This window comes from Staphylococcus sp. AntiMn-1 (assembly GCF_001663395.1).
GTDB classification, from domain to species: Bacteria; Bacillota; Bacilli; order Staphylococcales; family Staphylococcaceae; genus Staphylococcus; species Staphylococcus equorum.
The window spans coordinates 1,087,257-1,111,371 of the sequence record NZ_CP012968.1 but is presented as its reverse complement, the minus strand read 5'-3'; the positions used below and the strand labels follow the sequence as shown (position 1 = coordinate 1,111,371).

The window sequence follows — 24,115 nt, the reverse complement described above, 5'->3', positions numbered from 1 at the left end:
GTAGTTATCCACTATCAAGATTTACAGAGTTTAAAAAATTGAATTTGTGTTTTGTGTCATCGAAAACTTTGAGAAAGTGTATTTAAAAACGCCATCGAGCAATATCGACGGCGTTTCAAACATATATTGATTTTAATCTTTTGTAGTGCTTCCTAATTTATAACTAATAATAAAGCCACAAATTATCGTTATGATTGAAATTATCCATATTAAAATAGAATCCGGGAGGCCAGGAAATACTGCGTAAAGCGAACCTACTACAAAACCAATAATTAATGCATAGGTTAAGTAAGTATGGTAAGTCAATAAATGTTGAATGATTTTACTAGCAAATAAGAAACCGGCAATAACGCCTAAACCAACAGAAATCAATACAGGAATGGCATTAAAGTTTAGCGAAATAAATTCTGAGAGAGCATACATTACTGTACCGTATACTCCAAACACTAATAACATAAATGATCCTGATATACCTGGAAGTAACATAGCACTAGAAGCACACGCACCAGCAATAAAATATTTTATGAAAAGACCAGTTGAAATTTCTAGTGTTTCACCTGCATGCTTGTCGCCGTTATTTAATAAAGTAATAACAACAATTATAATGATACCCAATGCTACAAGAGAGTAATGTTTAACATTAAATGTTTGTTTAAATCGAGAAGTTTTTAATAAATATGGAACGATTCCTGCGATTAACCCAACAAAAAAGAACATCGTGGGTACTGTGTGTTCATTAAGTAAGTAATTAATAACTTTACTTAATAACCCAATAGCAATTACCATTCCTAATCCGATTGGTATTAAAAATTTTAAACTTTCCCAAAAACGTTTTGAAAAAAGACCACTAACAGAACGAATGAATTCATCATAAATACCGAGTAAGAGTGCGATTGTACCTCCACTCACTCCCGGAACTAAATCAGTTGTTCCCATAGCAAATCCTTTCCAAATATTTGACCATTTTATTTTTGACATGACAGTCTCCTTTTGATTAAAAATATATAAATGATAATAGCATAAAAGTAAGCATGATAATATTAAAAGCAAAATAGAAAAGATTATTGTTTATCACATATAAATGAACTGAGACTCTAATTTAAAAGAATATAGGTATTGAGAACAAAGATGATATTATTATCAGTTACAAAAATTAAAGAATCCCTATCGAAAATGATTGTGTTTTAATAACGATTTTAATTTAGCTCCTGAAAAGGTTTATATTCGAATATAACTACGTTATAATTAGAAGATGTAAGAAAGGCTCAGTCTTTTGACTGTAGATTAAAATTATTATAAACTAGATAAGAAAAACATATCATATAATACGGAGGGAATATGTATGCCATCAACATTAGAAATTAAAGACCTACATGTGTCTATTGAAGATAAAGAAATTCTTAAGGGTGTTAACTTAACAATTAACACAGACGAAATACACGTTGTAATGGGACCAAATGGTACTGGTAAATCAACATTATCATCAGCAATCATGGGACACCCTAACTACGAAGTAACGAAAGGTGAAGTTTTATTAGACGGTGTTAACATATTAGAACTTGAAGTTGACGAACGTGCAAAAGCTGGACTTTTCTTAGCTATGCAATATCCGTCAGAAATCACTGGTGTTACAACTGCAGATTTTCTACGTTCAGCAATTAATGTTAAACGTGGAGAAGGTAATGAAATTAACTTGATGCAATTTATCAAAAAATTAGATAAAGAAATGGATCGTTTAGATATCGATCAAGATATGGCGCAACGTTATTTAAACGAAGGATTCTCTGGCGGCGAGAAAAAACGTAATGAAATTCTTCAATTAATGATGTTAGAACCAAAATTCGCAATTTTAGATGAAATTGACTCTGGTTTAGATATCGATGCTCTAAAAGTAGTATCTAAAGGTATCAACTTAATGCGTGGCGAAGAATTCGGTGCATTAATTATCACTCACTATCAACGTCTATTAAACTACATTACTCCAGACCATGTACATGTTATGTATGCGGGCAAAGTGGTTACTTCAGGCGGACCTGAATTAGCAAAACGTTTAGAAGAAGAAGGCTATGAATGGGTTAAAGAAGAGTTCAACGCTCAATAATAAGTCTCAAATCATATGAAAACATTAATTTAGATGAAGATTTAAGGTTTTGATTTATACCAATGAATTAAATCATACAATCATCAAATGGGAGGAAAAAATAGTATGACGACTGAAACTTTGAACATTTCTGAAGCTCAACTTGTTGAATATTCACAAGCCCATAATGAACCTTCTTGGTTAACTGAATTACGTAGAGAAGCGTTGAAATTAACTGAAACTTTAGAAATGCCAAAACCAGATAAAACAAAAATTAACAAATGGGATTTCGATTCATTTAAACAACATGAAACAGTAGGTAATGTTTATGAATCAATTGAAAATCTACCTGCAGAAGTAAAAGAAATTATTGATGTAGAAAACACAGAGAACTTAGTAATACAACATAATAATACACTTGCTTATACAAAGGTTTCTGATTCTGCAAAAAACGATGGCGTAATCATTGAAGGATTATCAGATGCGTTGAAGAATCATCCTGATTTAGTAAAAAAATATTTTATGAATGACACAGTAACTGTTGATGAACATAGATTAACAGCATTACACACAGCGCTTGTTAATGGTGGTATGTTTGTATATGTACCTAAAAACGTAGTGGTTGAACATCCAATTCAATACGTTGTTTTACATGACGATGCTAATGCAAGTTTCTATAATCACGTTATTATTGCTACTGAAGAAAGTGCAGAAGTAACGTATGTTGAAAACTATTTGTCAAATGCAAGTGGTGAAGGTAACCAACTTAACATCGTTTCAGAAGTAAGTGCTGCTGCAAATTCGAAAATCACTTATGGTTCAGTAGATTATTTAGACAAAGGCTTTACAGGTCACATTATTCGTCGCGGTATGACAGAAGCAGACGCAACAATTAACTGGGCATTAGGACTAATGAATGAAGGTAGCCAAATAATTGATAATACTACTAATTTAATTGGTGATCGTTCAGAAAGTGAATTAAAATCTGTTGTTATTGGTACGGGTAGTCAAAAAATCAATTTAACGTCTAAAATCGTACAATACGGTAAAGAAACAAACGGATATATTTTAAAACACGGCGTTATGTTAGAAAGTGCTTCAACAATATTTAATGGTATTGGCTACATTAAACATGGTGGCGCTAAATCAAACGCGCAACAAGAATCACGTGTACTCATGCTTTCTGAAAAGGCACGTGGGGATGCGAATCCTATTCTGTTAATAGACGAAGATGACGTAGAAGCAGGACATGCAGCATCAGTAGGTCGTGTAGACCCAGAACAACTTTATTATCTAATGAGTCGTGGTATTTCACGTCGAGAAGCTGAACGTTTAGTTATTCACGGCTTCTTAGATCCAGTTGTACGTGAATTACCGATTGAAGATGTAAAACGCAAATTACGTGAAGTAATTGAACTTAAAATTAATAAATAATTAACGATATTAATTACGTTAAAGACAGTAGTAATTCAATTGTTAGGGATGCGAATAATTTTTGTTAAGTACTTTTTAAATTTGAATTAAAAGTAGCCTTCCTAACTTTACTAAGGTCTGATTATAGATTTTTAATTAAGAAAGGTCTGTGGATAATTTGACCGAATCATTAAATGTTAGTGAAATTGTAAAAGATTTTCCAATTCTTAAGCAGCAAGTACATGGTAATAGACTAGCTTATCTAGATTCTACAGCAACAAGTCAAACGCCTACTCAAGTGATTGATGCGATTGATGATTACTACAAACGATATAACTCTAATGTGCATCGTGGTGTTCACACACTTGGTTCATTAGCAACAGATGGTTATGAAAATGCACGTGAAACGGTAAGACGTTTTATAAATGCGAAATACTTTGAAGAAATTATCTTCACACGTGGTACTACAGCATCAATTAATATTGTTGCACATAGCTATGGCGATGCAAATGTTAATGAAGGTGATGAAATCGTTGTTACTGAAATGGAACATCATGCTAATATCGTTCCTTGGCAACAACTAGCGAAGCGTAAAAAGGCAGAATTGAAATTTATTCCATTGACAGAAGATGGAGAATTAGCGATTGAGGATGTTAAAGCAACTATTAATGAAAAAACAAAAATAGTTGCTATAGCGCACGTTTCCAATGTATTGGGCACTATAAACGATATCAAAGCTATTGCCGAAATAGCGCATGATCATGGTGCAATTATCAGTGTGGATGGTGCACAAGCTGCCCCTCATATGGATATAGATATGCAAGACTTAGATGCTGACTTTTATAGTTTTAGTGGTCATAAAATGCTTGGTCCAACGGGTATAGGTGTTTTATATGGTAAACGCACATTGTTAAATAACATGGAACCGGTTGAATTTGGTGGAGATATGATAGATTTTGTTGATAAATATGAAGCTTCATGGGCAGATTTGCCAACAAAATTCGAAGCAGGTACGCCACTGATTGCACAAGCGATTGGCTTTGCAGAGGCTATAAAATATTTACAAAATTTAGGGTTCGAAGCAATTCATCAACATGAAGCAACGTTAACACAGTATGCTTATGACAAAATGTCAGAGATAGAAGGTATCGAGATATATGGTCCAGCAAAAGATCGTCGTGCTGGTATCATTACTTTCAATATGACTGATGTTCATGCGCATGATGTTGCAACTGCGGTTGATACTGAAGGTGTAGCTGTTCGCGCAGGGCACCACTGTGCTCAACCACTAATGAAATGGTTAAAACAATCTTCTACAGCCCGTGCAAGTTTTTACATTTATAACACGAAAGAAGATATTGACCAATTAGTTGAATCCTTGAAACAAACGAAGGAGTTTTTCTCATATGAATTTTAATAATTTAAATCAGTTGTATCGTTCAGTGATTATGGATCATTATAAAAGCCCTAGAAACAAAGGTACTTTAGATAATGGATCTATGACAGTAGACATGAACAATCCAACGTGTGGGGATCGTATTCATCTTACGTTTGATATAGAAGATGGTTTTATCAAAGATGCGAAATTTGATGGAGAAGGCTGTTCAATTTCAATGTCTAGCGCCTCAATGATGACCGAAGCGGTTAAAGGCAATTCGTTAGCTGATGCCATGAAAATGAGTCAAGAATTCTCAAAAATGATGCTTGGCGAAGATTATGAAATCAGTGAAGACATGGGAGATATCGAAGCACTGCAAGGTGTTTCACAATTTCCTGCAAGAATTAAATGTGCCACGTTAGCTTGGAAAGCCTTAGAAAAGGGTACAGTTGAAAAGGAAGGCAATGCAGGAGACTAATTCGAGTCGAACCATTGACATTGTGTAAAATCCCATTCAAACTAGTAGGAACAACATGAAATTTCATGAACGTATATAAATGAAATCATTATTCTTATAGCAGACAGTTAAAAGAGAATAATACAATAAATGAACTTGCACGTAAGTCGTTTTTAATATATAAAAGGAGTGATTTAAATGGCTAAAAAAGCACCTGATGTTGGGAATTATCAATATGGTTTCCACGACGAAGATGTTTCCATTTTTAGATCAGAACGCGGTTTGACAGAAAATATTGTCCGCGAAATTTCGAATATGAAAAGTGAACCTGAATGGATGCTTAATTATAGATTAAAATCATTAAAACAATTCTACAAAATGCCTATGCCTCAATGGGGTGGAGATTTATCAGAATTAAACTTTGATGATATCACTTATTATGTTAAACCATCAGAAAATACTGAACGCTCATGGGATGAAGTGCCTGAAGAAATTAAACGTACGTTTGATAAATTAGGTATTCCTGAAGCTGAGCAAAAATATCTTGCTGGTGTTTCAGCACAATATGAATCAGAAGTTGTTTATCACAACATGGAGAAAGAACTTGAAGACCAAGGTATCATCTTTAAAGATACAGACAGCGCTTTAAGAGAAAACGAAGATTTATTCAGACAGTATTTCTCAACAGTTGTACCTGCTGCAGATAATAAATTCTCAGCGTTAAACTCAGCTGTGTGGTCAGGTGGATCATTTATTTACGTTCCGAAAAACGTTAAATTAGATACACCTTTACAAGCTTATTTCCGTATTAATTCTGAAAACATGGGTCAATTTGAGCGTACTTTAATCATTGCTGATGAAGGCGCATCTGTAAACTATGTAGAAGGTTGTACAGCACCAGTTTACTCAACAAGCTCGTTACACTCAGCTGTTGTTGAAATCATTGTACACAAAGACGCGCATGTACGTTATACAACGATTCAAAACTGGGCGAACAACGTATATAACTTAGTTACAAAACGTACTTTAGTATACGAGAATGGTAATATGGAATGGGTTGATGGTAACTTAGGTTCTAAGTTAACTATGAAATATCCAAACTGTGTACTTTTAGGCGAGGGAGCTAAAGGCAGTACGTTATCTATCGCATTTGCTGGTAAAGGACAAGTACAAGATGCTGGGGCTAAAATGATTCACAAAGCGCCAAACACATCTTCTACAATTGTTTCTAAATCTATTTCTAAAGATGGCGGTAAAGTTGTTTATCGTGGTATCGTGCACTTTGGTCGTAAAGCAAAAGGCGCACGTTCAAACATCGAATGTGATACTTTAATTTTAGATAACGAGTCTACTTCAGATACTATTCCATATAATGAAGTATTTAATGACAATATTTCGTTAGAACACGAAGCAAAAGTATCTAAAGTTTCAGAAGAACAATTATTCTATTTAATGAGCCGTGGTATTTCAGAAGAAGAAGCGACTGAAATGATTGTAATGGGCTTCATTGAACCATTTACAAAAGAACTTCCAATGGAATACGCTGTTGAAATGAACCGTTTAATCAAATTCGAAATGGAAGGATCAATTGGCTAGTCTTAGCTGCTGATTCAACAATTTCTTACAAAATAAAAGCACGAGAGATACGAATTCAATATCATTTATTCTTTAAATGTTATCGAAGTTTGCGTATCATCTCGTGCTTTTTTATACATAACTTTAGTATTTATGCATAATTTTAAAAAATTAAAACCTTCCATATTGGAAAAGTAAAAATAAGTAGTGCTACCAGTGTTAATAAACACAGTAAGCTATTTACGATGCGGTCACCATTGATAGCTGAAATAATATTAATCATAATTAATATTATGATTATAAAAAATCCACTATAAAAATATAAGTTACCATTAAATACTTTGTTAAAAGATAATATTGGTATGAGATAGGCGACTAATGTAGCGAAAGCAGAAACTAAAGTCATATAATACTTAATAAAAAACACCCCTTTTAGTAAAGAAACAACTTTATGCGCTATCATAATTTCAAAATACAAGGGAAGTTTATAGCATTGGTATACACCAATCATACTATTTGTGACATATTTTCTTGAAAATAGAAGAAAGCAAAGGTATATTTCAAACTTTTCACCATTAATAGGGTGAGGGTTTGACGAATTTCAAGAAGGATAAGAAAACAAGTGCCCAGCCATATGAATTGGTTGGGCACTTGTGTTTATGTATAGCTAGTACCGTATTGGAGCGTACTGATATTTTCTCTTCGCAGGTCTGCACCTGTTCTGTACAAAACGATAATTGATAAGAGCAGTATCATTACTGTACAAATAATAATCCATTTTCCTAGTTTGCTAATATCAAAAAGGAGGCTGAAAATTATTATTAAGAATAATATACAGAAAAAGGCAAAAGCCGTATACATCATTAAATTTCCCATAAATAAAACATTCCTTGTAAAGTTAGCTTAAAAAACTCACTAATATAAGTGAGTTTGTGAAGAGTTTCCCGAATTTAGCGTACTTAAGTGTCACGCTTATCTTAATTCTAGCATAGCTATAAAATTCATAATATATATATGATAGGAAATAGTACTAAAGGATGATATTTACTAATTAACTTATTTAAAATTTAATTTAGTTAATTCATCACAATTAGATGATTCAAAATCCTAATCCTTTTGTAATGTTTATAAGTTTTGAAAGAAGGGAATCAAATTATAACTTATAAATTTTTTTATTATAAATTATACTAAAGGAGTAATGCATATATGATTATAGCTATAATCATACTTTTGTTTGCTTCATCTTTCTTTTCAGGCAGTGAAACCGCATTGACGGCAGCCAATAGGATGAAGATGCAAACACAAGCTCAAAAAGGCGATAAAAAGTCTAAAAAATTATCGCAATTATTAGTTAAACCAAGTGAATTTATTACCACTATTCTTATTGGTAATAATATAGCAAATATTGTTTTACCTACATTAATAACAATTTTAGCTGTTGATTTAGGAATTAGTGTTAGTATTGCAACAGCTGTGACAACAGTAACGATTATTGTAATATCTGAAGTCATTCCCAAATCGATTGCTGCTACATACCCTGATAGAATTTCACGTTTAGTTTATACACCGATTTCATTCTTTATTATTATATTTAAACCAATAACGTTAATCTTAAATAGTATGACTGATGCGATAAATAAGTTTCTTTCTAAAGGCAATGAAGACCAGCAACGATTTTCAAAAGAGGAAATCAGACAGATGGTTTCGATTGCAGGTAGTGAAGGTGCATTTAATGAAATGGAACGCAACCGTATACAAGGGGTTATGGATTTTGAAAAATTAAAAATTAAAGATATTGATACGACACCTAGAATAAATGTTACAGCGTTTTCATCAGATGTGTCTTACAAAGAGGCATATGATACAGTTGTTTCAAATCCCTATACCCGCTATCCAGTGTATGATGAAGATATAGATAATGTTATTGGTGTTTTCCATTCAAAATATTTATTAGCTTGGAGTCGTGAGACCGATAACAATATGACACAATATACTTCTGAAGCTTTATTTGTAAATGAGCATAATAAGGCTGAGTGGGTGCTAAGAAAAATGACTGTATCACGTAAACATTTGGCGATTGTATTAGACGAATACGGCGGTACAGAAGGTATTGTATCTTATGAAGATCTAATTGAAGAGATGTTAGGTATGGAGATAGAAGATGAAATGGATGAAGAAGAAAATGAAAAAATCGAAGAACAAATGAAAGCATACAACAAGAAATAACGTTTTAATAACACTTTTATACTCATTTTGTAGTTAAATATAAGTGTTGAAAAAGGGGTGTGCTATATGAAATTATCATCAAGAATTACTGAGGTTTTAGGTATTAGATTTCCGATTGTGCAAGCAGGCATGGCAGGTAACACAACGCCTGAATTAGTAGCAACTGTGAGTAATAGTGGAGGATTGGGAAGTATCGGTGCAGGTTATTTCACACCTGAGCGACTTGAAAAAGAAATTACCTATGTACAACAACTGACTGATTTACCTTATGCCGTTAATTTGTTTGTACCTAGTCAGAAATTATATATTCCAGATAAAGTAGAACATATGAATGCTTGGCTAAAACCATATCGGCGTGCGTTTAACATTGAAGAGCCAGTATTGAATATGGATGAAACACATCAATTTAATCATGCAATTGATGTTGTTATTGAAAAGGGCGTACCGGTGGTTACTTTTACTTTCGGTATTCCTGATCAAATAACCATTGCAAAATTAAAAGAAAGAGATATAACCATTGTGGGTACCGCAACCTCTGTAGATGAAGCAATCGCTAATGAAAGTGCAGGGGTAGATGCTATTATTGCACAAGGTAGTGAAGCAGGCGGTCATAGAGGTTCATTTACTGTTACTGGAAGTAACCAGACGCCATTAATTGGAACAATGTCACTCGTCCCTCAAATTGCTGATGCAATTGATATACCAATTATTGCGTCTGGCGGTATTATGGACGGTCGTGGACTAGTGGCAAGTATCGTTTTAGGTGCAGAAGCAATTCAAATGGGAACTGCATTTTTAACTACTGAAGAAAGTGGTGCATCATTACTATATAAAAATATGATACAGCAAAGTAAAGAAACAGATACTGTAATCACTAATGTATTTACTGGAAAGCCCGCTCGCGGTATTGACAATGATTTTATCCATAAAATGGATGAATATAACGATGACATACCGGACTATCCAATTCAAAACCAGTTAACGAGTGCGATTCGTAAAGAAGCAGCTCAAAAAGGGGATGCACAGTGGACACATTTATGGAGCGGTCAAAGTCCACGTCTTGCTCAAAATGTGTCCGCTACGTTGTTAATTCAACGTATAATTAATGAATCAAAAGCACTATTGAATAGTTAAATTGTTATATCAATAACATAGATGTCTTACGCTAAACGATTGCTCGTATCCTTATATTATGAGCAATCGTTTTTCTATAATATAGAGATGAGTAAATTAGGCTAAGTGTACTCTGTATATTATAGAAATCTCTTGTTTTTTAAAGTTATAGTAAATTAAATTTAATCAAGTGAATCCAATAAAACATATATGGTATCATTACATTGGTGATACTATGATAAATATTGGATTAACGGGTTGGGGCGATCATGTTTCATTATACGAAGACTTGCAACGAAAAGCAGATAAACTAGTGACATATGCAAGTCATTTCCCGATAGTAGAATTAGATGCTACTTATTATGCAATTCAACCTGAAAGAAATATAAGAAAATGGATAAGAGAAACACCTAAACGCTTTGAATTTGTCGTAAAGATACATCAAGCATTAACTTTGCATGCTGATTATCATGATTATGCAGAAACTAGGCAAATCCTATTTGATCAATTTAAAGCGATGCTAGAGCCATTAAAAGACGAAAATAAACTGGCTATGGTATTAGTACAATTTCCACCATGGTTTGATTGTACAGTTCAGAATATTACATATATACGCTATATTCGTGAGCAATTAAAAGCATTTCCTATGTGTGTAGAATTTCGTAATCGATCATGGTTTAATGATGCTTATAAAGAAGAAACATTAGCGTTTTTAACGCAGCAACAAATAATACATTCCGTATGTGATGAACCACAAGCAGGTCAAGGTTCGATTCCGTTAGTTAATCGCATTACGCATGAAACTGCATTTGTTAGGTATCATGGGAGAAATGTTCACGGCTGGACTAAAAAGATATGACGGATGAAGCATGGAGAGATGTAAGGTATTTATACGATTATAATGAACAAGAATTAAAAGATTTAGTAAGTAAAGTGAAAGTATTAGAACACAAAGCTAAAAACATTTACGTTGTTTTTAATAATAATTCTGGTGGCCATGCTGCTCAAAATGCAAAAACTTACCAAAAAATATTAGGCATTGATTATCAAGGGTTAGCACCGCAACAATTAAAATTATTCTAGGAGAGATTACATGTTAACAATTATATTATTGATTTTAATTGGAGGGTTATCAGCAATTTTAGGCTCTATTGTGGGTATCGGTGGCGGTATCATTATCGTGCCTACTTTGATATATCTTGGGGTAGAGAATAACCTGTTAGAAGGTATTACGCCTCAAATCGCTATAGGAACATCTTCCGTTATTTTAATAGTGACGGGTTTAACTTCAACTTTAGGTTATTTAAAAACAAAGCAAGTAGATGTGAAAAACGGATCAATATTTTTATTTGGCTTATTGCCTGGTTCTTTAATTGGAGCGTTACTAAGTCGCTATTTAACGTTAGAATCCTTTAATTTATATTTTGGTATATTCTTAATCATTGTATCCATCTTACTTATTATAAGAAATAAGATTAAACCATTTAAAATATTTGATAAACCCAAATATGAGCGTAGTTATGTCGATGGTACTGGTAAGAAATATCATTATAGTGTACCGCCGCTAGTAGCATTTATTGCGACACTATTTATTGGTACTTTAACTGGATTATTCGGCATTGGTGGCGGTGCATTAATGACACCATTAATGCTTATTGTATTTAGGTTCCCGCCTCATGTGGCAGTTGGTACAAGTATGATGATGATATTTTTCACAAGTATAATGAGTTCAGCAGGACACATTGTACAAGGGCATGTCGCGTGGTCATATGCTATCGTCCTAGTTATTGCGAGTTATTTTGGTGCTAAACTAGGCGTGAAAGTGAATCAATCCATAAAATCAGATACAGTAGTCTTTTTATTACGTACATTTATGTTAATTATGGGTATATATTTAATAATAAAATCATTCCTATAAAGTAAGAGGAGGGAAATTATAGATGAAACTAACGATTTATCATACAAATGATATACATAGTCATTTACATGAATATGCACGAATTTCAAAATATTTAGCCGAAGATAGACCGAAACTAGATCATCCCTCACTCTATTTAGATATTGGCGACCATGTTGACTTATCTGCGCCAGTTACTGAGGCAACGATGGGCACAAAAAATGTTGAACTGTTAAATAAAGCACAGTGTGATATTGCCACGATAGGAAATAATGAAGGTATGACAATTTCACATGAAGCTTTAAATACACTTTATGATGATGCGAACTTCGAAGTGACATGTGCCAATGTTTTTGATGAACAAGGACAATTACCAAATCATATATCAACATCTTTAATTAAAGTTATAGATGGTGTATGCATTTTATTTATTGCAGCTACTGCACCATTTACGCCTTTTTATAGAGCACTTGATTGGGTAGTAACGAATCCTTTAGAAGCAATAAAAGATGAAATTAGTGCTAACGAAGGGGAGTATGATTTATTAATTATTATGAGTCATGTCGGTGTTTTCTTCGATGAAAAGTTATGCCAAGAAATTCCTGAAATTGACCTTATTTTAGGTAGTCATACTCATCATTATTTTGAAAATGGTGAAATGAATAACGGTGTATTAATGGCAGCAGCAGGTAAATATGGCAATTTTTTAGGTGAAGTTACCCTTGAAATTGAAAACAAACAAGTTGTTAGAAAAGAAGCTACGATATATCCAGTTGAAACTTTGCCTGAAGTTGAAACAGATTTTGAAGCTGAAGGTAAGGCACTTTTAAGTGAACCTATTGTCGATCGACAAATCGAGCTGCCACGTAGAACAGATGTTATTACGCAAACGGCGCATATGCTTGCTGAAAGTATATTTGAATTTACGAATGCTGACTGTACGATTATCAATGCTGGATTAATCGTTAAAGGTGTCATTGCAGATCAAGTTACTGAATATGATATTCATCAGATGCTACCTCACCCAATTAATGCAGTAAGGATTAAATTAAGTGGACAAGAATTGAAAAACGTTATAATAAAAAGCCAGAAACAAGAATATATTCATGAGCATGCACAAGGTTTAGGCTTTAGAGGTAATATATTTGGTGGATATATATTATATAATTTAGGTTTTATAGAATCTGAATCACGTTACTTTATTAACGGCGAAGAAATTGATGATGAAGCGACTTACATTTTAGGGACAGTTGATATGTACACATTCGGTCGTTATTTCCCAATGTTAAAAGATGAGGCTATAGATTACTTAATGCCTGAGTTCTTAAGAGATATTTTCAAGGAAAAATTACTAGAATTTTAAAAATTAACAATATACGTTTTAATTTATTGAAAATTTCGTTATAATGATTACAGATTTCAAACTCAGGAGGATTGTGCGGATATGGCTACTAAAAATGAAGAAATTTTACGTAAACCAGATTGGCTGAAAATAAAGCTGAACACTAATGAGAACTACACTGGTCTGAAGAAAATGATGCGCGAAAAGAATTTGAATACAGTTTGTGAAGAAGCAAAGTGTCCCAATATACATGAATGTTGGGGAGAACGCCGTACTGCTACATTTATGATTTTAGGTGCAGTATGTACACGTGCTTGTCGTTTCTGTGCAGTTAAGACAGGATTACCTAACGAGTTAGATTTAGATGAGCCAGAACGTGTGGCTGAATCTGTTGAATTAATGAACTTAAAACATGTTGTTATAACAGCAGTAGCACGCGATGATTTAAGAGACGCTGGTTCAAATGTTTATGCTGAGACGGTACGTAAAGTGCGTGAACGTAATCCGTTTACTTCAATAGAAATATTGCCATCAGATATGGGTGGAGATTTTGAAGCGTTAGAAACATTAATGGCTTCAAAACCAGATATTTTAAACCACAATATCGAGACAGTCCGCCGATTAACGCCGACAGTTCGTGCAAGAGCAACGTATGATCGTACGTTAGAGTTCTTAAGACGCTCTAAAGAGTTACAACCCGATATTCCAACTAAATCAAGTTTAATGGTAGGTTTAGGTGAAACACATGAAGAAATCTATGAAACAATGGATGACTTACGAGCAAATGATGTTGATATCTTAACAATAGGTCAATATTTGCAACCTTCACGTAAACACTTAAAAGTTGAAAAATACTATACACCATTGGAATTTGGTAAATTAAGAAAAATTGCGATGGATAAAGGTTTCAAACATTGCCAAGCTGGTCCGCTTGTAAGAAGCTCATATCATGCAGATGAACAAGTGAATGCAGCTGCCAAAGAAAAACATCGTATTGGTGAAGAAAAATTGGGTACTGATACAAAGATTTAATAGTAAATAAGACTTAGTTCATTTGTTAAGTGTGCTTAATTTAGCTTCACTTTATGGGCTAAGTCTTTATTAGAAATATAAAGTATATATGCATAGCACCAGCCTGACTAAAGCAGTTGGACGTTCATTGAATGCATGGATAGTATACTTAGATTAGGTGAATGAAATGATAAAAGTGAATGAACACTACTTTGAAATCATAGAAGAGTATAGAGAATGTTTTGACGAGGAAACCTTCGCAAATCGTTATTCTGACATATTAGATAAGTATGATTACGTTGTAGGTGACTTTGGTTACGAACAATTAAGATTAAAAGGTTTTTATACTGATAAAAACAAAAAGGCAGAGTTGAGCAAACGTTTTTCGACAATACAAGATTATTTATTAGAATATTGTAATTTTGGTTGTCCATATTTTATCTTGAGACGTATTCCAGAACAAGAACTTAAAGCATATGTAGATGAAACTGAAGAGGTTGATCATGATTTTGAAGAAAATAAATTACAAGATGTAAAGATTAAGCCGAGTATTCAAGATACAGAAAAATAAATGTTGATTAATAAAAAGGGAACAGAACATAAAGCTCTCGTTTTAAAAAGAACTCATCCATTAAAATTTGTGGATGAGTTCTTTTGCTATATTTAAATATTACGATTTTGATTATGTAGGCATAGGCATATGTATTGTTCCTGTAGTATGTGACACGCGTTGTTTCCTAGGAGTCTCATATGCAAATGTGATATAAAATTAATGAAGCTTTCTAATAGTTAATAGCTATTGAATGACTTCATTTAAATATTCGGTGATTTCATTTCCTTCATCTTCATTAACACCAAGTATATATGAAATGTAACCTTCTTCTTCCAAATCATCTGTGCCGATAATCCCAAATTTATTTGTTTGCATATTTAATACGATAGTTTTACCAAAATGGCGATTGGTTTGGACTAACATCAAATCGTAACGACTATGTTCACCTACAAATCCGACAAATTGGACTTGAGCTGATTCGTCGTCGTCATATAGATACATATCAATCATTTTATAACACTCCTCTTAGTGTGTGACTTATAATATAATACAGTAGTTGATTCTATTTTCATGATTAAAAAGTCTTAATTCACAGTATAACGATAAATGAATTCGACTGCAAAGGTATGGTATGATTAGAATGATAGGGGTGACGATGATGTATTTTGTTAATAAAGAAAAATTGAATACAAAGTTAAATTATTTACAACAATTAATTACAGATTATCCTCAAAGTAAAGATAATCACTATGCGTTCGAACGTATTGCACAAATGTTTATAGAGTCAGCTGTAGATATCGGAAATATGGTTATTGATGGCTTTATATTAAGAGATCCAGGTAACTATAAAGATGTTATCGATATTTTAGAATTAGAAAAAGTGATTTCTAAAGATACACAAGTTCACATTAACAAAACGGTCGATGTAAGAAAACAATTCGTCCACTATTATGATGAGCTTGATACGGCTAGTCTTATACCACTTTTTGATGAGACGGTGCCTTATTATCAACAATTTATTGAAGAAGTCATACGTTTTCTAAAAAGTGAAGATGTGCCAGTTACAGCTTTTGGTAAAAAAGGAGAGTAAATATTAATGAAAAATTACAAAGCTTATCTTATTGATTTAGATGGCACGATGTATAAAGGTAATGAAACTATTGATGGTGCAACGCAATTTATAGAATATCTAAACCAACAACAAATTCCACATTTATACGTAACGAACAATTCTACGAAAGAACCAGAAGAAGTAGCTTCAAAATTACATACAATGGGTGTAGATGCAAAGGCAGACGAAGTAGTTACTTCCGCACTTGCAACTGCTGAATACATTTCAGAAGAATCTCCAGGTGCTACTGTTTATATGTTAGGTGGTAGCGGCCTTGAAAAAGCACTAACAAGTCACGGATTAATATTGAAAGACGATGAGTTTGTGGATTACGTAGTAATTGGATTAGATGAAGCAGTTACATATGAAAAATTGACTACTGCAACATTAGGCGTACGTAATGGTGCGAAATTTATATCAACAAATCAAGATGTGTCGATACCTAAAGAACGAGGCTTCTTACCAGGTAACGGTGCTATTACGAGTGTTGTAACAGTATCTACAGGTATTCAACCGACATTTATCGGTAAACCTGAACCTATTATTATGAAAAAAGCATTGGAAATTTTAGATTTAGAGCGTTCAGAAGTAGCTATGGTTGGAGATTTATATGATACGGATATTCTTTCAGGAATTAATGTGGACATTGATACGATACATGTACAAACAGGTGTCACAACTAAGGAACAAATCGTACTCAAAGAAATACCTCCGACTTATACGTTTAAAGATTTGAATGAAGTGATCAAAGAACTCAAAATGTAGGGGTGATTGTATGAATAAAATAGTCGTTAGTAGAAAAATACCTAAGTCATTTATAGAACAATTAGAAACACTTGCAGATGTAGAAGTTTGGAATGAATCTTATACGCCAATGCCAAGAGATAAATTTTTGGCATCTTTAAATGATGCAACTGCCTGTCTTATAACTTTAAGTGAAAAAATTGACGAAGAAGTTATAGAAGCAGCACCTCATTTGAAAGTAATCGCAAATATGGCAGTTGGTTTCGATAATATAGATGTCCAACTTGTACAAAGTAAAGGGATTGTTGTTACGAATACGCCTGGCGTGTTAACTGAGACAACAGCAGAGCTAGGTTTCACTTTGATGCTGACCGTGGCAAGGCGCATTGTTGAAGCGGAACAATACGTACAAAGAGGGGAATGGCAAAGTTGGGGGCCATATCTGTTGGCAGGTAAAGATTTATATAATGCTAAGGTAGGCATCTACGGCATGGGAGATATTGGAAAAGCCTTTGCGAGACGCTTGAAAGGATTCAATGCAAATATCATGTATCACAATAGGTCAAGACATAAAGATGCTGAAGAAGCATTAGGCGCTTTATACGTGCCTTTTGATACAATGCTTGAGCATAGTGATTTTATTATTTGTACAGCGCCACTTACTGAAGATACAAGAAATAAATTTGATACTGCTGCATTCAAAAAGATGAAAAATGATGCGATATTCATTAACATCGGCCGAGGTGCAGTTGTTGATGAGCAAGCACTTGTTAATGCTTTACAAGATGGAGAAATTGGTGCATGTGGTTTGGATGTCTTACGTCAAGAACCGATTGATATGACACATCCATTGTTATCAATGAAAAATGCAGTCATTTTACCACATATTGGTAGTGCATCTGTAGTAACGAGAAATCGCATGATTCAACTTTGTGTAGATAATATACGCTTAGTGTTAAGTCATAAACAGGCTAAAACACCGATTTCATAAAATTAAATTACACCTTCTCAGAGAGAATGGGACATAAATATCCCATTCTCAAATTAAAAGCAGCAATTTATTAGTTTCTAATGGATTGCTGCTTTTCTATGTTAAAATATTCCGATTTTGAAAGTGCATACTTGTCTGGGGTATGGGAGTGGGACAGAAATCTAATTTTTCTAATAAGATTTCGTCGTCCCACCACGGCAAAGATGACTAGAAGTGAAACAAGCTTAATATTATGCGCGTTTTCACTTCAGTCATCTACTGCCAATATAGCAATAGAGTTGAGATATTATTTGTTTTACAGACTCATACTATTCGCCTCGGCGTCAGCACTTTACAAAATCGGTACAATTATATAAATTTACACAAAAAAATAAGCCATTTTCGTATAATAAAGTTACTCTAACATAACTTTAAAACGAAGTGTCTTATGTATAAAAATTACAATATGACTCAGCTAACACTACCAATGGAAACTGAAACTTTGATCCCTAACAATGATATCGCACATGCAGTTAATCAAATTATTAAAACAATTCCAGAAACAGAATTCTACGAATTCAATCACTTAAATGGCGCATCCTCTTATCACCCTAAAATGATTTTAAAAATAATTCTTTATGCTTATACACAATCAATATTTTCTGGACGAAGAATTGAAGCTGCACTTTCAGATAGTGTTCGTATGATGTGGTTATCTCAAAATCAAAAACCATCATATAGAACAGTCAATCGTTTTAGAGTACATCCAATCATGGATAAATTATTAAAGTCCCTATTTGTTAACTTTAGAACCCAACTTATAGAACAAAAACTCATTGATAATGAGTCTATATTTCTGCTAATAAAGTCTTTGACTTTATTAGCAGTTTTTTTGTGCACAACTTTTCATGAAACTCACTTTGTTATATTAATATTTTTAAAAAAGTAATCCCACTCTTTTTTTATGCGTTATTCAATATAACACTTTTGTTATATATAAATTTGTTTATTCAATTGTCAATCTGTCGTAAAAAATGTATAATATATTAGTAAAATGTTAACGCAATGTAAATTGCTTTAATTAATAAAATTTTATTTATTACATAATTTAATTATAGTTTAGTCTGAAATGAAAAGAAGAGGTGACCAATGAGTAAAAAAATAGAACAAGATTCATTATTTAATAAGTTAAAACCTTGGCTCATAACGCTGCTTTATTTTGCTATTTTTATAGCGCTGTATCTCATATATGGTACCGGCGATACTCATAATAACTTTATTTATAATGAATTTTAATAGAGGAGAGAAGCATGAAAGATATTATACAATCACTAATTGAAAATGCCCAAATTCCCCCTGATCATAAAGCAATTCAACATAATAATGAGAGTTTGACTTATCGTGAATTGAACCAATATTCAAATATACTGGCCGATATTATTAAAGATTCTAAGCGACCGCTCATTTTATATGGTCACATGTCTCCATTTATGATTGTCGGTATGTTAGCAAGTATAAAAGCTGGTTGCGGTTATGTTCCAATCGATACATCTATACCTCATGAGCGTATTCAGTCCATTATTGAAAAAATAGAAGGGCAATTTATATTCAATACAACTGAAAATGATATAAATATAAAGGGAATTGATGTGCTAGAACAGAGTATGATGACAAGCGCATTAAACATGGAGCAATTTGATTCTAGAATGGTAGGAGAGAATATTGCTTATACGATATTCACATCTGGCTCTACAGGAGAACCTAAAGGAGTTCAAATAAGCTATGAAAGTTTGAATCAATTCACTAAATGGATGGTTGACCTTAATAAATTAGGTCATAAGCAACAATGGTTAAATCAAGCACCATTTTCATTTGATTTATCAGTTATGGCAGTTTATCCATGTATCGCAACTGCAGGTACATTAAATTTAGTAGATAAAACGATGATTAATAAACCTAAACTATTAAATCAAATGCTGGAGCATTCAAAAATAAATATATGGGTTTCAACACCATCCTTTATGGAGATGTGTTTAATGCTACCCAATTTATCTGAGACAACATACACGAGTTTAAAAGAATTTTTCTTTTGTGGTGAAATTTTGGCACATAGAACTGCTCAAATGTTATTACAGCGCTTTCCATCTGCTTATATATACAACACATATGGTCCTACAGAAGCAACTGTAGCTGTTACGAGTATATTGATTACTGAAGCGGTAATTGAGCGATATAATCCTTTACCGGTGGGCGTTCCAAGACCAGGTACATCTTTATCACTGACAGATAAAGGTGAGCTTGTTATTTCTGGAAAGTGTGTAAGCGCGGGATACGTCAAAGATGAGGTTCGTTCTAATGAAGTGTTTAAAATAAATAATAATAAAAAGTACTATTATACAGGTGACAAAGCAGAAATAAGAGATGACCAATGGTTTATCAATGGTCGTATAGATTTTCAAATTAAATTAAATGGTTACAGAATGGAATTAGAAGAAATAGAATTTCAATTAGGCCAAATAGCATGTATCAAGGAAGCTATAGTAGTGCCAATATACAAAGGTAATAAAGTTATACATTTAAATGCTGTAATCGTAGTAAATGAAGCTGACCGTGTGGAAAATGAACAAGAAGCAATTCATAACATCAAATATGAATTAAAACAACGGATACCAGAATATATGATTCCAAGGAAAGTTATATTCCAAGATAAATTGCCTTTAACAGTAAATGGTAAATTAGATCGTAAAAAGATTGCTGAGGATGTAATGTAATGATTCCATATGGCACATTTACGTTTTTTCTCATAGCAACTATAGTATTAATACCCGTCATTATTCTTGGTCTTATGGGTAAAAGAAGCCGCATATATAATGGTGTGAGTACTGTAATAATGATTGTACTTATTTTCTCATCTGAAAAACACAATTTATTTGGACAGGATTATTTAAGTGTTCAAGTTATAAATTTTTTGCTCTATACGATTTGGCAAGTTTTAATTATTATGTATTATTGGAAATCTCGAGCTAAAAATAATACATTCAGTAAATTTTTTATGGTCATCACATTATCTATATTACCGTTAATTATTGTGAAAGTGATGCAAAGTTCTTGGTTTGGAGCTGCACAGCTGAAACTTCATGAAAATAAAGTCATAGAATTTATAGGATTTTTAGGTATTTCATATGTAACTTTTAAAAGTGTTCAATTATTGATGGAAATACGTGATGGCTCAATTAAAGAAATAAAAAGTTGGAAAGTCATACAATTTATTTCATTCTTTCCAACCATTTCATCTGGACCAATCGATCGTTATAAACGATTTGTAAAAGATGATAATAAAATACCTAATGGAGAACATTATCGTGAACTATTAGTTAAAGCAATTCATTTTATAATGCTTGGATTTTTGTATAAATATATTATTGCGTACTTAATCCAAATGTATGCAATCAATCCACTCATGTTAGATTTTACGAGCTTTACTGCAAAATGGCTGTATATGTATGCTTATAGTTTATATTTATTTTTTGATTTTGCAGGTTATTCGTTGTTTGCCATTGCATTTAGTTATTTGTATGGCATACAAACTCCTCAAAACTTTAAGCAACCTTTTAAAGCTAAAAATATTAAAGATTTTTGGAATAGATGGCATATGTCATTATCGTTTTGGTTCAGAGATTGTATATATATGAGATCATTATTCTTTATGTCAAAGAAAAAATTATTGAAAAGTCAATTTGCGATGTCCAATATTGCATTTTCACTTAACTTTTTAATCATGGGTGTGTGGCATGGTATTGAAAGCCATTATATTTTATATGGTTTATATCATGCGGTACTTTTTATTGGCTACGGTTATTATGAAAAGTGGAGAAAAAATCATCCGCCACGATGGCAAAATCTATTTACAACAATGTTAAGTATCATTATCACATTTCATTTTGTAACGTTTGGTTTTCTGATATTTTCTGGAAAACTGTTTTAAAAATAGGAGGAATTTTTATGGAATTTAGAAAACAAGTTTTAGATTTATTAGAAGAAGTAGCTGAAAATAGTATCGTTAAAGAAAATCCAGATGTTGAATTATTTGAAGAAGGTATAATAGACTCTTTTCAAACAGTGGGACTTTTACTAGAAATACAAAACAAATTAGATATAGAGGTTTCAATCATGGATTTTGATAGAGACGAATGGGAAACACCAAATAAAATAGTAGCGGTTTTAGAAGAATTAAGATGAAACTAAAACCATTTATACCAATCATCGCAAGTCTTATATTGTTTGGAATTTTCTTAGCTATACCAGTAAGTTGGTTTACAGGTTTAATTAATTCAAAAACTTTAGAAACACAACGTATATCGTTATCAGATCAAGTGTTAAAAGGAACATTAATTCAAGATAAGATGTATGAATCTGATGCATATTATCCAATTTATGGTTCGAGTGAACTTGAAAAAGATGATCCTTTTAACCCAGCTTTATTAATAAACAATGATAAAAATATTCCTGAGAAACCATTTTTAATTGGAACAGGTGGTTCAACAGATTTAGTCAATGCAGTAGAAATTGGTTCGCAATATGATAATCTTAAAGGTAAAAAAATAGCGTTTATTGTATCACCGCAATGGTTTACTAATAATGGTTTAACATCTGAAAATTTTAAAGCACGTATTGCTAAAGGACAGTTAAACCAACTGTTTAAACAAAATAAGTTAAGCCCTGAACTTAAACAACGTTTTGCTAAAAGACTATTACAGTTTAAAGATGCTGAAAATAAGGCGTATTTGAAAAAAGTAGCGCAACAACCTCAAAATGTTAAGGATACTTATATTTCATCTTTCACAGATAATCAATTGAAAAAAATTGAATTAATAAAAGCGATGTTTCCGTTAACTTCTTCTCCATTATCGCAAGTTAAACCTGTAACTCAAGAAGGTCAGTCATGGGAGGATATTCAAAAGCAAGCAGGAAAATATGGTGAAGCACGAACGAAATCAAATGAGTTTGGTATTAGAGATGAATATTGGGATTTAATAAAAAGTCATAAACGTAAAATAAATAGAGATTATGAGTTTAATATTAACTCTCCAGAGTTTAATGATTTAGCATTGTTAGTAGACACACTAAACGAAGCTGGGGCTGATGTTGAATATATAATCTTACCATCTAATGGTAAGTGGTATGATTATATTGGTATTGATAAACAGAGAAGACAAGGTATCTATAAAAAAATTAATCAAACAATTGTAGAGCATGGTGGGGACGTTTATGATATGTCAGATAAAGATTATGAACCATACGTTGTAAGTGATGCAGTACATATTGGCTGGAAAGGCTGGGTGTATATAAGCGAAAGAATTAATCAACACTTACAAGAATAATTTAGCATTTTACTAACAAGTTTCAGAGTCTATTGTTAAATCAATCAAGTTGTTGTCTGAATTGAAAATGTGAAAGTTTCAACGCTTCTATTCTTTTTTATAGTTAAAATTATGGATTAAATCTGGAACATAAGCTTCTTAGATAACTGAAAAATGATGGTTTCTATGTGAAATAAAATAGAAGCCATCATTTTTATGTTTTATATATTTGAGTAGCTCGATGATCAACAATTTTCTTTATGCTTATTGCCATTAAGATAACTCCACTTCTTGTTTAACTTTAAACAATCCAAAAAGTGGCATTCACTAGAAATATACGATGGAAAAGTACGGAATATTGTATAATCAGTCGGAAAATTGATATTATGACGGAGAATACATTTCTAGTAAAGCACTTGTAATTTTTGCAAAATAAAAAGCTAAACGATGTTATTCGTTTAGCTTGACTATGCTTTGAAACTATTCGCATTACAAAAATGAAATAGTTAATTAAAGTGCTCGAAAGAAACTTAATCTTGAGATGTTATCTATATATGAATATATCAATTAGAATACTTGTTCTACTTCGATTACTCCTGGTACTTCTTCATGCAAAGCACGTTCAATACCTGCTTTTAAAGTGATTGTTGAACTAGGGCATGTACCACATGCACCATGTAATTGTAGTTTAACAATACCATCTTCTACATCAACGAGTGAACAGTCACCGCCATCACGTAGTAAGAAGGGACGAAGTTTTTCAATTACTTCTGCTACTTGATCAAACATTGTTACGTTTTCAGTTGGCATGGAAATGCCTCCTTTCAAGTGAGTTATTTCATATTCTACTTATCTTTTTATTATAATAGAAATGTAAGGAAAAAT

Annotated in this window: 22 protein-coding genes and 2 pseudogenes; 21 read left to right on the top strand and 3 right to left on the bottom strand. The window is 32.6% G+C overall.

Going from position 1 to position 24,115, the window contains the following annotated elements:
* Positions 1 to 132: 132 nt before the first annotated feature.
* Positions 133 to 978: a polyprenyl-phosphate transporter PopT gene (locus tag AOB58_RS05420; RefSeq protein WP_021339852.1), complete on the bottom strand. Its 846-nt coding sequence runs from the start codon at positions 976 to 978 to the stop codon at positions 133 to 135.
* Between the two features lie 364 nt (positions 979 to 1,342).
* Between AOB58_RS05420 and sufC the strand changes: the two genes are divergently transcribed.
* The 12 genes and pseudogenes from sufC to AOB58_RS05360 all read left to right on the top strand — a co-directional run bounded on the left by sufC (position 1,343) and on the right by AOB58_RS05360 (position 15,063).
* On the top strand, positions 1,343 to 2,101 hold the full coding sequence (gene sufC, locus AOB58_RS05415; RefSeq protein ID WP_002512209.1) for a Fe-S cluster assembly ATPase SufC: 759 nt from the start codon (positions 1,343 to 1,345) through the stop codon (positions 2,099 to 2,101).
* 105 nt (positions 2,102 to 2,206) lie between these two features.
* Entirely contained in the window at positions 2,207 to 3,514 is a 1,308-nt protein-coding gene (gene sufD / locus AOB58_RS05410; protein ID WP_021339851.1) for a Fe-S cluster assembly protein SufD, read from the top strand.
* Between the two features lie 157 nt (positions 3,515 to 3,671).
* A complete protein-coding gene (locus AOB58_RS05405; RefSeq protein WP_031266114.1) occupies positions 3,672 to 4,910 on the top strand; it encodes a cysteine desulfurase in 1,239 nt (412 codons plus the stop codon).
* A complete protein-coding gene (gene sufU / locus AOB58_RS05400) occupies positions 4,900 to 5,349 on the top strand; it encodes a Fe-S cluster assembly sulfur transfer protein SufU (protein WP_021339849.1) in 450 nt (149 codons plus the stop codon). The genes AOB58_RS05405 and sufU overlap by 11 nt, the downstream gene beginning before the upstream one ends.
* A 177-nt stretch (positions 5,350 to 5,526) precedes the next feature.
* Positions 5,527 to 6,924 carry a Fe-S cluster assembly protein SufB gene (sufB, locus tag AOB58_RS05395; RefSeq protein ID WP_021339848.1) on the top strand — a complete coding sequence of 466 codons (1,398 nt, stop codon included), beginning with the start codon at positions 5,527 to 5,529 and terminating at the stop codon, positions 6,922 to 6,924.
* A 1,185-nt stretch (positions 6,925 to 8,109) separates the two neighbouring features.
* On the top strand, positions 8,110 to 9,129 hold the full coding sequence (locus tag AOB58_RS05390; RefSeq protein ID WP_002508172.1) for a hemolysin family protein: 1,020 nt from the start codon (positions 8,110 to 8,112) through the stop codon (positions 9,127 to 9,129).
* A gap of 66 nt (positions 9,130 to 9,195) precedes the next feature.
* Positions 9,196 to 10,263, top strand: coding sequence for an NAD(P)H-dependent flavin oxidoreductase (locus tag AOB58_RS05385; RefSeq protein WP_021339847.1), 1,068 nt, complete (start codon positions 9,196 to 9,198; stop codon positions 10,261 to 10,263).
* A 214-nt stretch (positions 10,264 to 10,477) separates the two neighbouring features.
* A pseudogene (locus AOB58_RS05380) lies at positions 10,478 to 11,325 on the top strand (DUF72 domain-containing protein).
* Positions 11,326 to 11,335: 10 nt separating this feature from the next.
* A complete protein-coding gene (locus tag AOB58_RS05375) occupies positions 11,336 to 12,160 on the top strand; it encodes a sulfite exporter TauE/SafE family protein (RefSeq protein WP_021339845.1) in 825 nt (274 codons plus the stop codon).
* Between the two features lie 22 nt (positions 12,161 to 12,182).
* Entirely contained in the window at positions 12,183 to 13,502 is a 1,320-nt protein-coding gene (locus tag AOB58_RS05370; protein WP_064783060.1) for a bifunctional metallophosphatase/5'-nucleotidase, read from the top strand.
* Positions 13,503 to 13,583: 81 nt separating this feature from the next.
* Positions 13,584 to 14,513 (top strand): lipoyl synthase, encoded by a 930-nt coding sequence (gene lipA, locus AOB58_RS05365; RefSeq protein WP_002508167.1) that lies wholly within the window; start codon positions 13,584 to 13,586, stop codon positions 14,511 to 14,513.
* Positions 14,514 to 14,679: 166 nt separating this feature from the next.
* On the top strand, positions 14,680 to 15,063 hold the full coding sequence (locus AOB58_RS05360) for a YutD family protein (protein ID WP_002508166.1): 384 nt from the start codon (positions 14,680 to 14,682) through the stop codon (positions 15,061 to 15,063).
* A 225-nt stretch (positions 15,064 to 15,288) separates the two neighbouring features.
* Here the strand turns inward: AOB58_RS05360 and AOB58_RS05355 are convergent, their stop codons facing one another.
* The gene (locus tag AOB58_RS05355) at positions 15,289 to 15,555 is read right to left on the bottom strand and encodes a DUF3055 domain-containing protein (RefSeq protein WP_002508165.1); all 267 of its coding nucleotides are present in this window, start codon (positions 15,553 to 15,555) and stop codon (positions 15,289 to 15,291) included.
* A 148-nt stretch (positions 15,556 to 15,703) separates the two neighbouring features.
* On the opposite strand from AOB58_RS05355, the gene AOB58_RS05350 reads away from it, so the two are divergent.
* The 9 genes and pseudogenes from AOB58_RS05350 (at position 15,704) to dltD (ending at position 23,251) form a co-directional block, all read left to right on the top strand.
* The gene (locus tag AOB58_RS05350) at positions 15,704 to 16,135 is read left to right on the top strand and encodes a DUF86 domain-containing protein (protein ID WP_002512214.1); all 432 of its coding nucleotides are present in this window, start codon (positions 15,704 to 15,706) and stop codon (positions 16,133 to 16,135) included.
* Positions 16,136 to 16,141: 6 nt separating this feature from the next.
* Positions 16,142 to 16,921, top strand: coding sequence for a TIGR01457 family HAD-type hydrolase (locus AOB58_RS05345; protein WP_002508163.1), 780 nt, complete (start codon positions 16,142 to 16,144; stop codon positions 16,919 to 16,921).
* Positions 16,922 to 16,931: 10 nt separating this feature from the next.
* Positions 16,932 to 17,891, top strand: a complete 960-nt coding sequence (locus AOB58_RS05340) for a 2-hydroxyacid dehydrogenase (RefSeq protein ID WP_021339842.1) — start codon at positions 16,932 to 16,934, stop codon at positions 17,889 to 17,891.
* A 427-nt stretch (positions 17,892 to 18,318) separates the two neighbouring features.
* A pseudogene (locus tag AOB58_RS05335) lies at positions 18,319 to 18,729 on the top strand (transposase); the annotation flags it as partial.
* A gap of 290 nt (positions 18,730 to 19,019) precedes the next feature.
* A complete protein-coding gene (locus tag AOB58_RS05330) occupies positions 19,020 to 19,166 on the top strand; it encodes a teichoic acid D-Ala incorporation-associated protein DltX (protein ID WP_002508161.1) in 147 nt (48 codons plus the stop codon).
* A gap of 14 nt (positions 19,167 to 19,180) precedes the next feature.
* The gene (dltA, locus tag AOB58_RS05325) at positions 19,181 to 20,641 is read left to right on the top strand and encodes a D-alanine--poly(phosphoribitol) ligase subunit DltA (protein ID WP_064783058.1); all 1,461 of its coding nucleotides are present in this window, start codon (positions 19,181 to 19,183) and stop codon (positions 20,639 to 20,641) included.
* Positions 20,641 to 21,855 (top strand): D-alanyl-lipoteichoic acid biosynthesis protein DltB, encoded by a 1,215-nt coding sequence (gene dltB / locus AOB58_RS05320; protein ID WP_064783057.1) that lies wholly within the window; start codon positions 20,641 to 20,643, stop codon positions 21,853 to 21,855. Before dltA ends, dltB begins: the two co-directional genes overlap by 1 nt.
* A 17-nt stretch (positions 21,856 to 21,872) precedes the next feature.
* Complete coding sequence (gene dltC, locus AOB58_RS05315; RefSeq protein ID WP_002508158.1) at positions 21,873 to 22,109, top strand: D-alanine--poly(phosphoribitol) ligase subunit 2; 237 nt, start codon at positions 21,873 to 21,875, stop codon at positions 22,107 to 22,109.
* Positions 22,106 to 23,251 carry a D-alanyl-lipoteichoic acid biosynthesis protein DltD gene (dltD, locus tag AOB58_RS05310; RefSeq protein ID WP_021339838.1) on the top strand — a complete coding sequence of 382 codons (1,146 nt, stop codon included), beginning with the start codon at positions 22,106 to 22,108 and terminating at the stop codon, positions 23,249 to 23,251. The genes dltC and dltD overlap by 4 nt, the downstream gene beginning before the upstream one ends.
* A 546-nt stretch (positions 23,252 to 23,797) precedes the next feature.
* Here the strand turns inward: dltD and AOB58_RS05305 are convergent.
* Entirely contained in the window at positions 23,798 to 24,040 is a 243-nt protein-coding gene (locus tag AOB58_RS05305; protein ID WP_002483816.1) for a NifU family protein, read from the bottom strand.
* Positions 24,041 to 24,115: the final 75 nt, after the last annotated feature.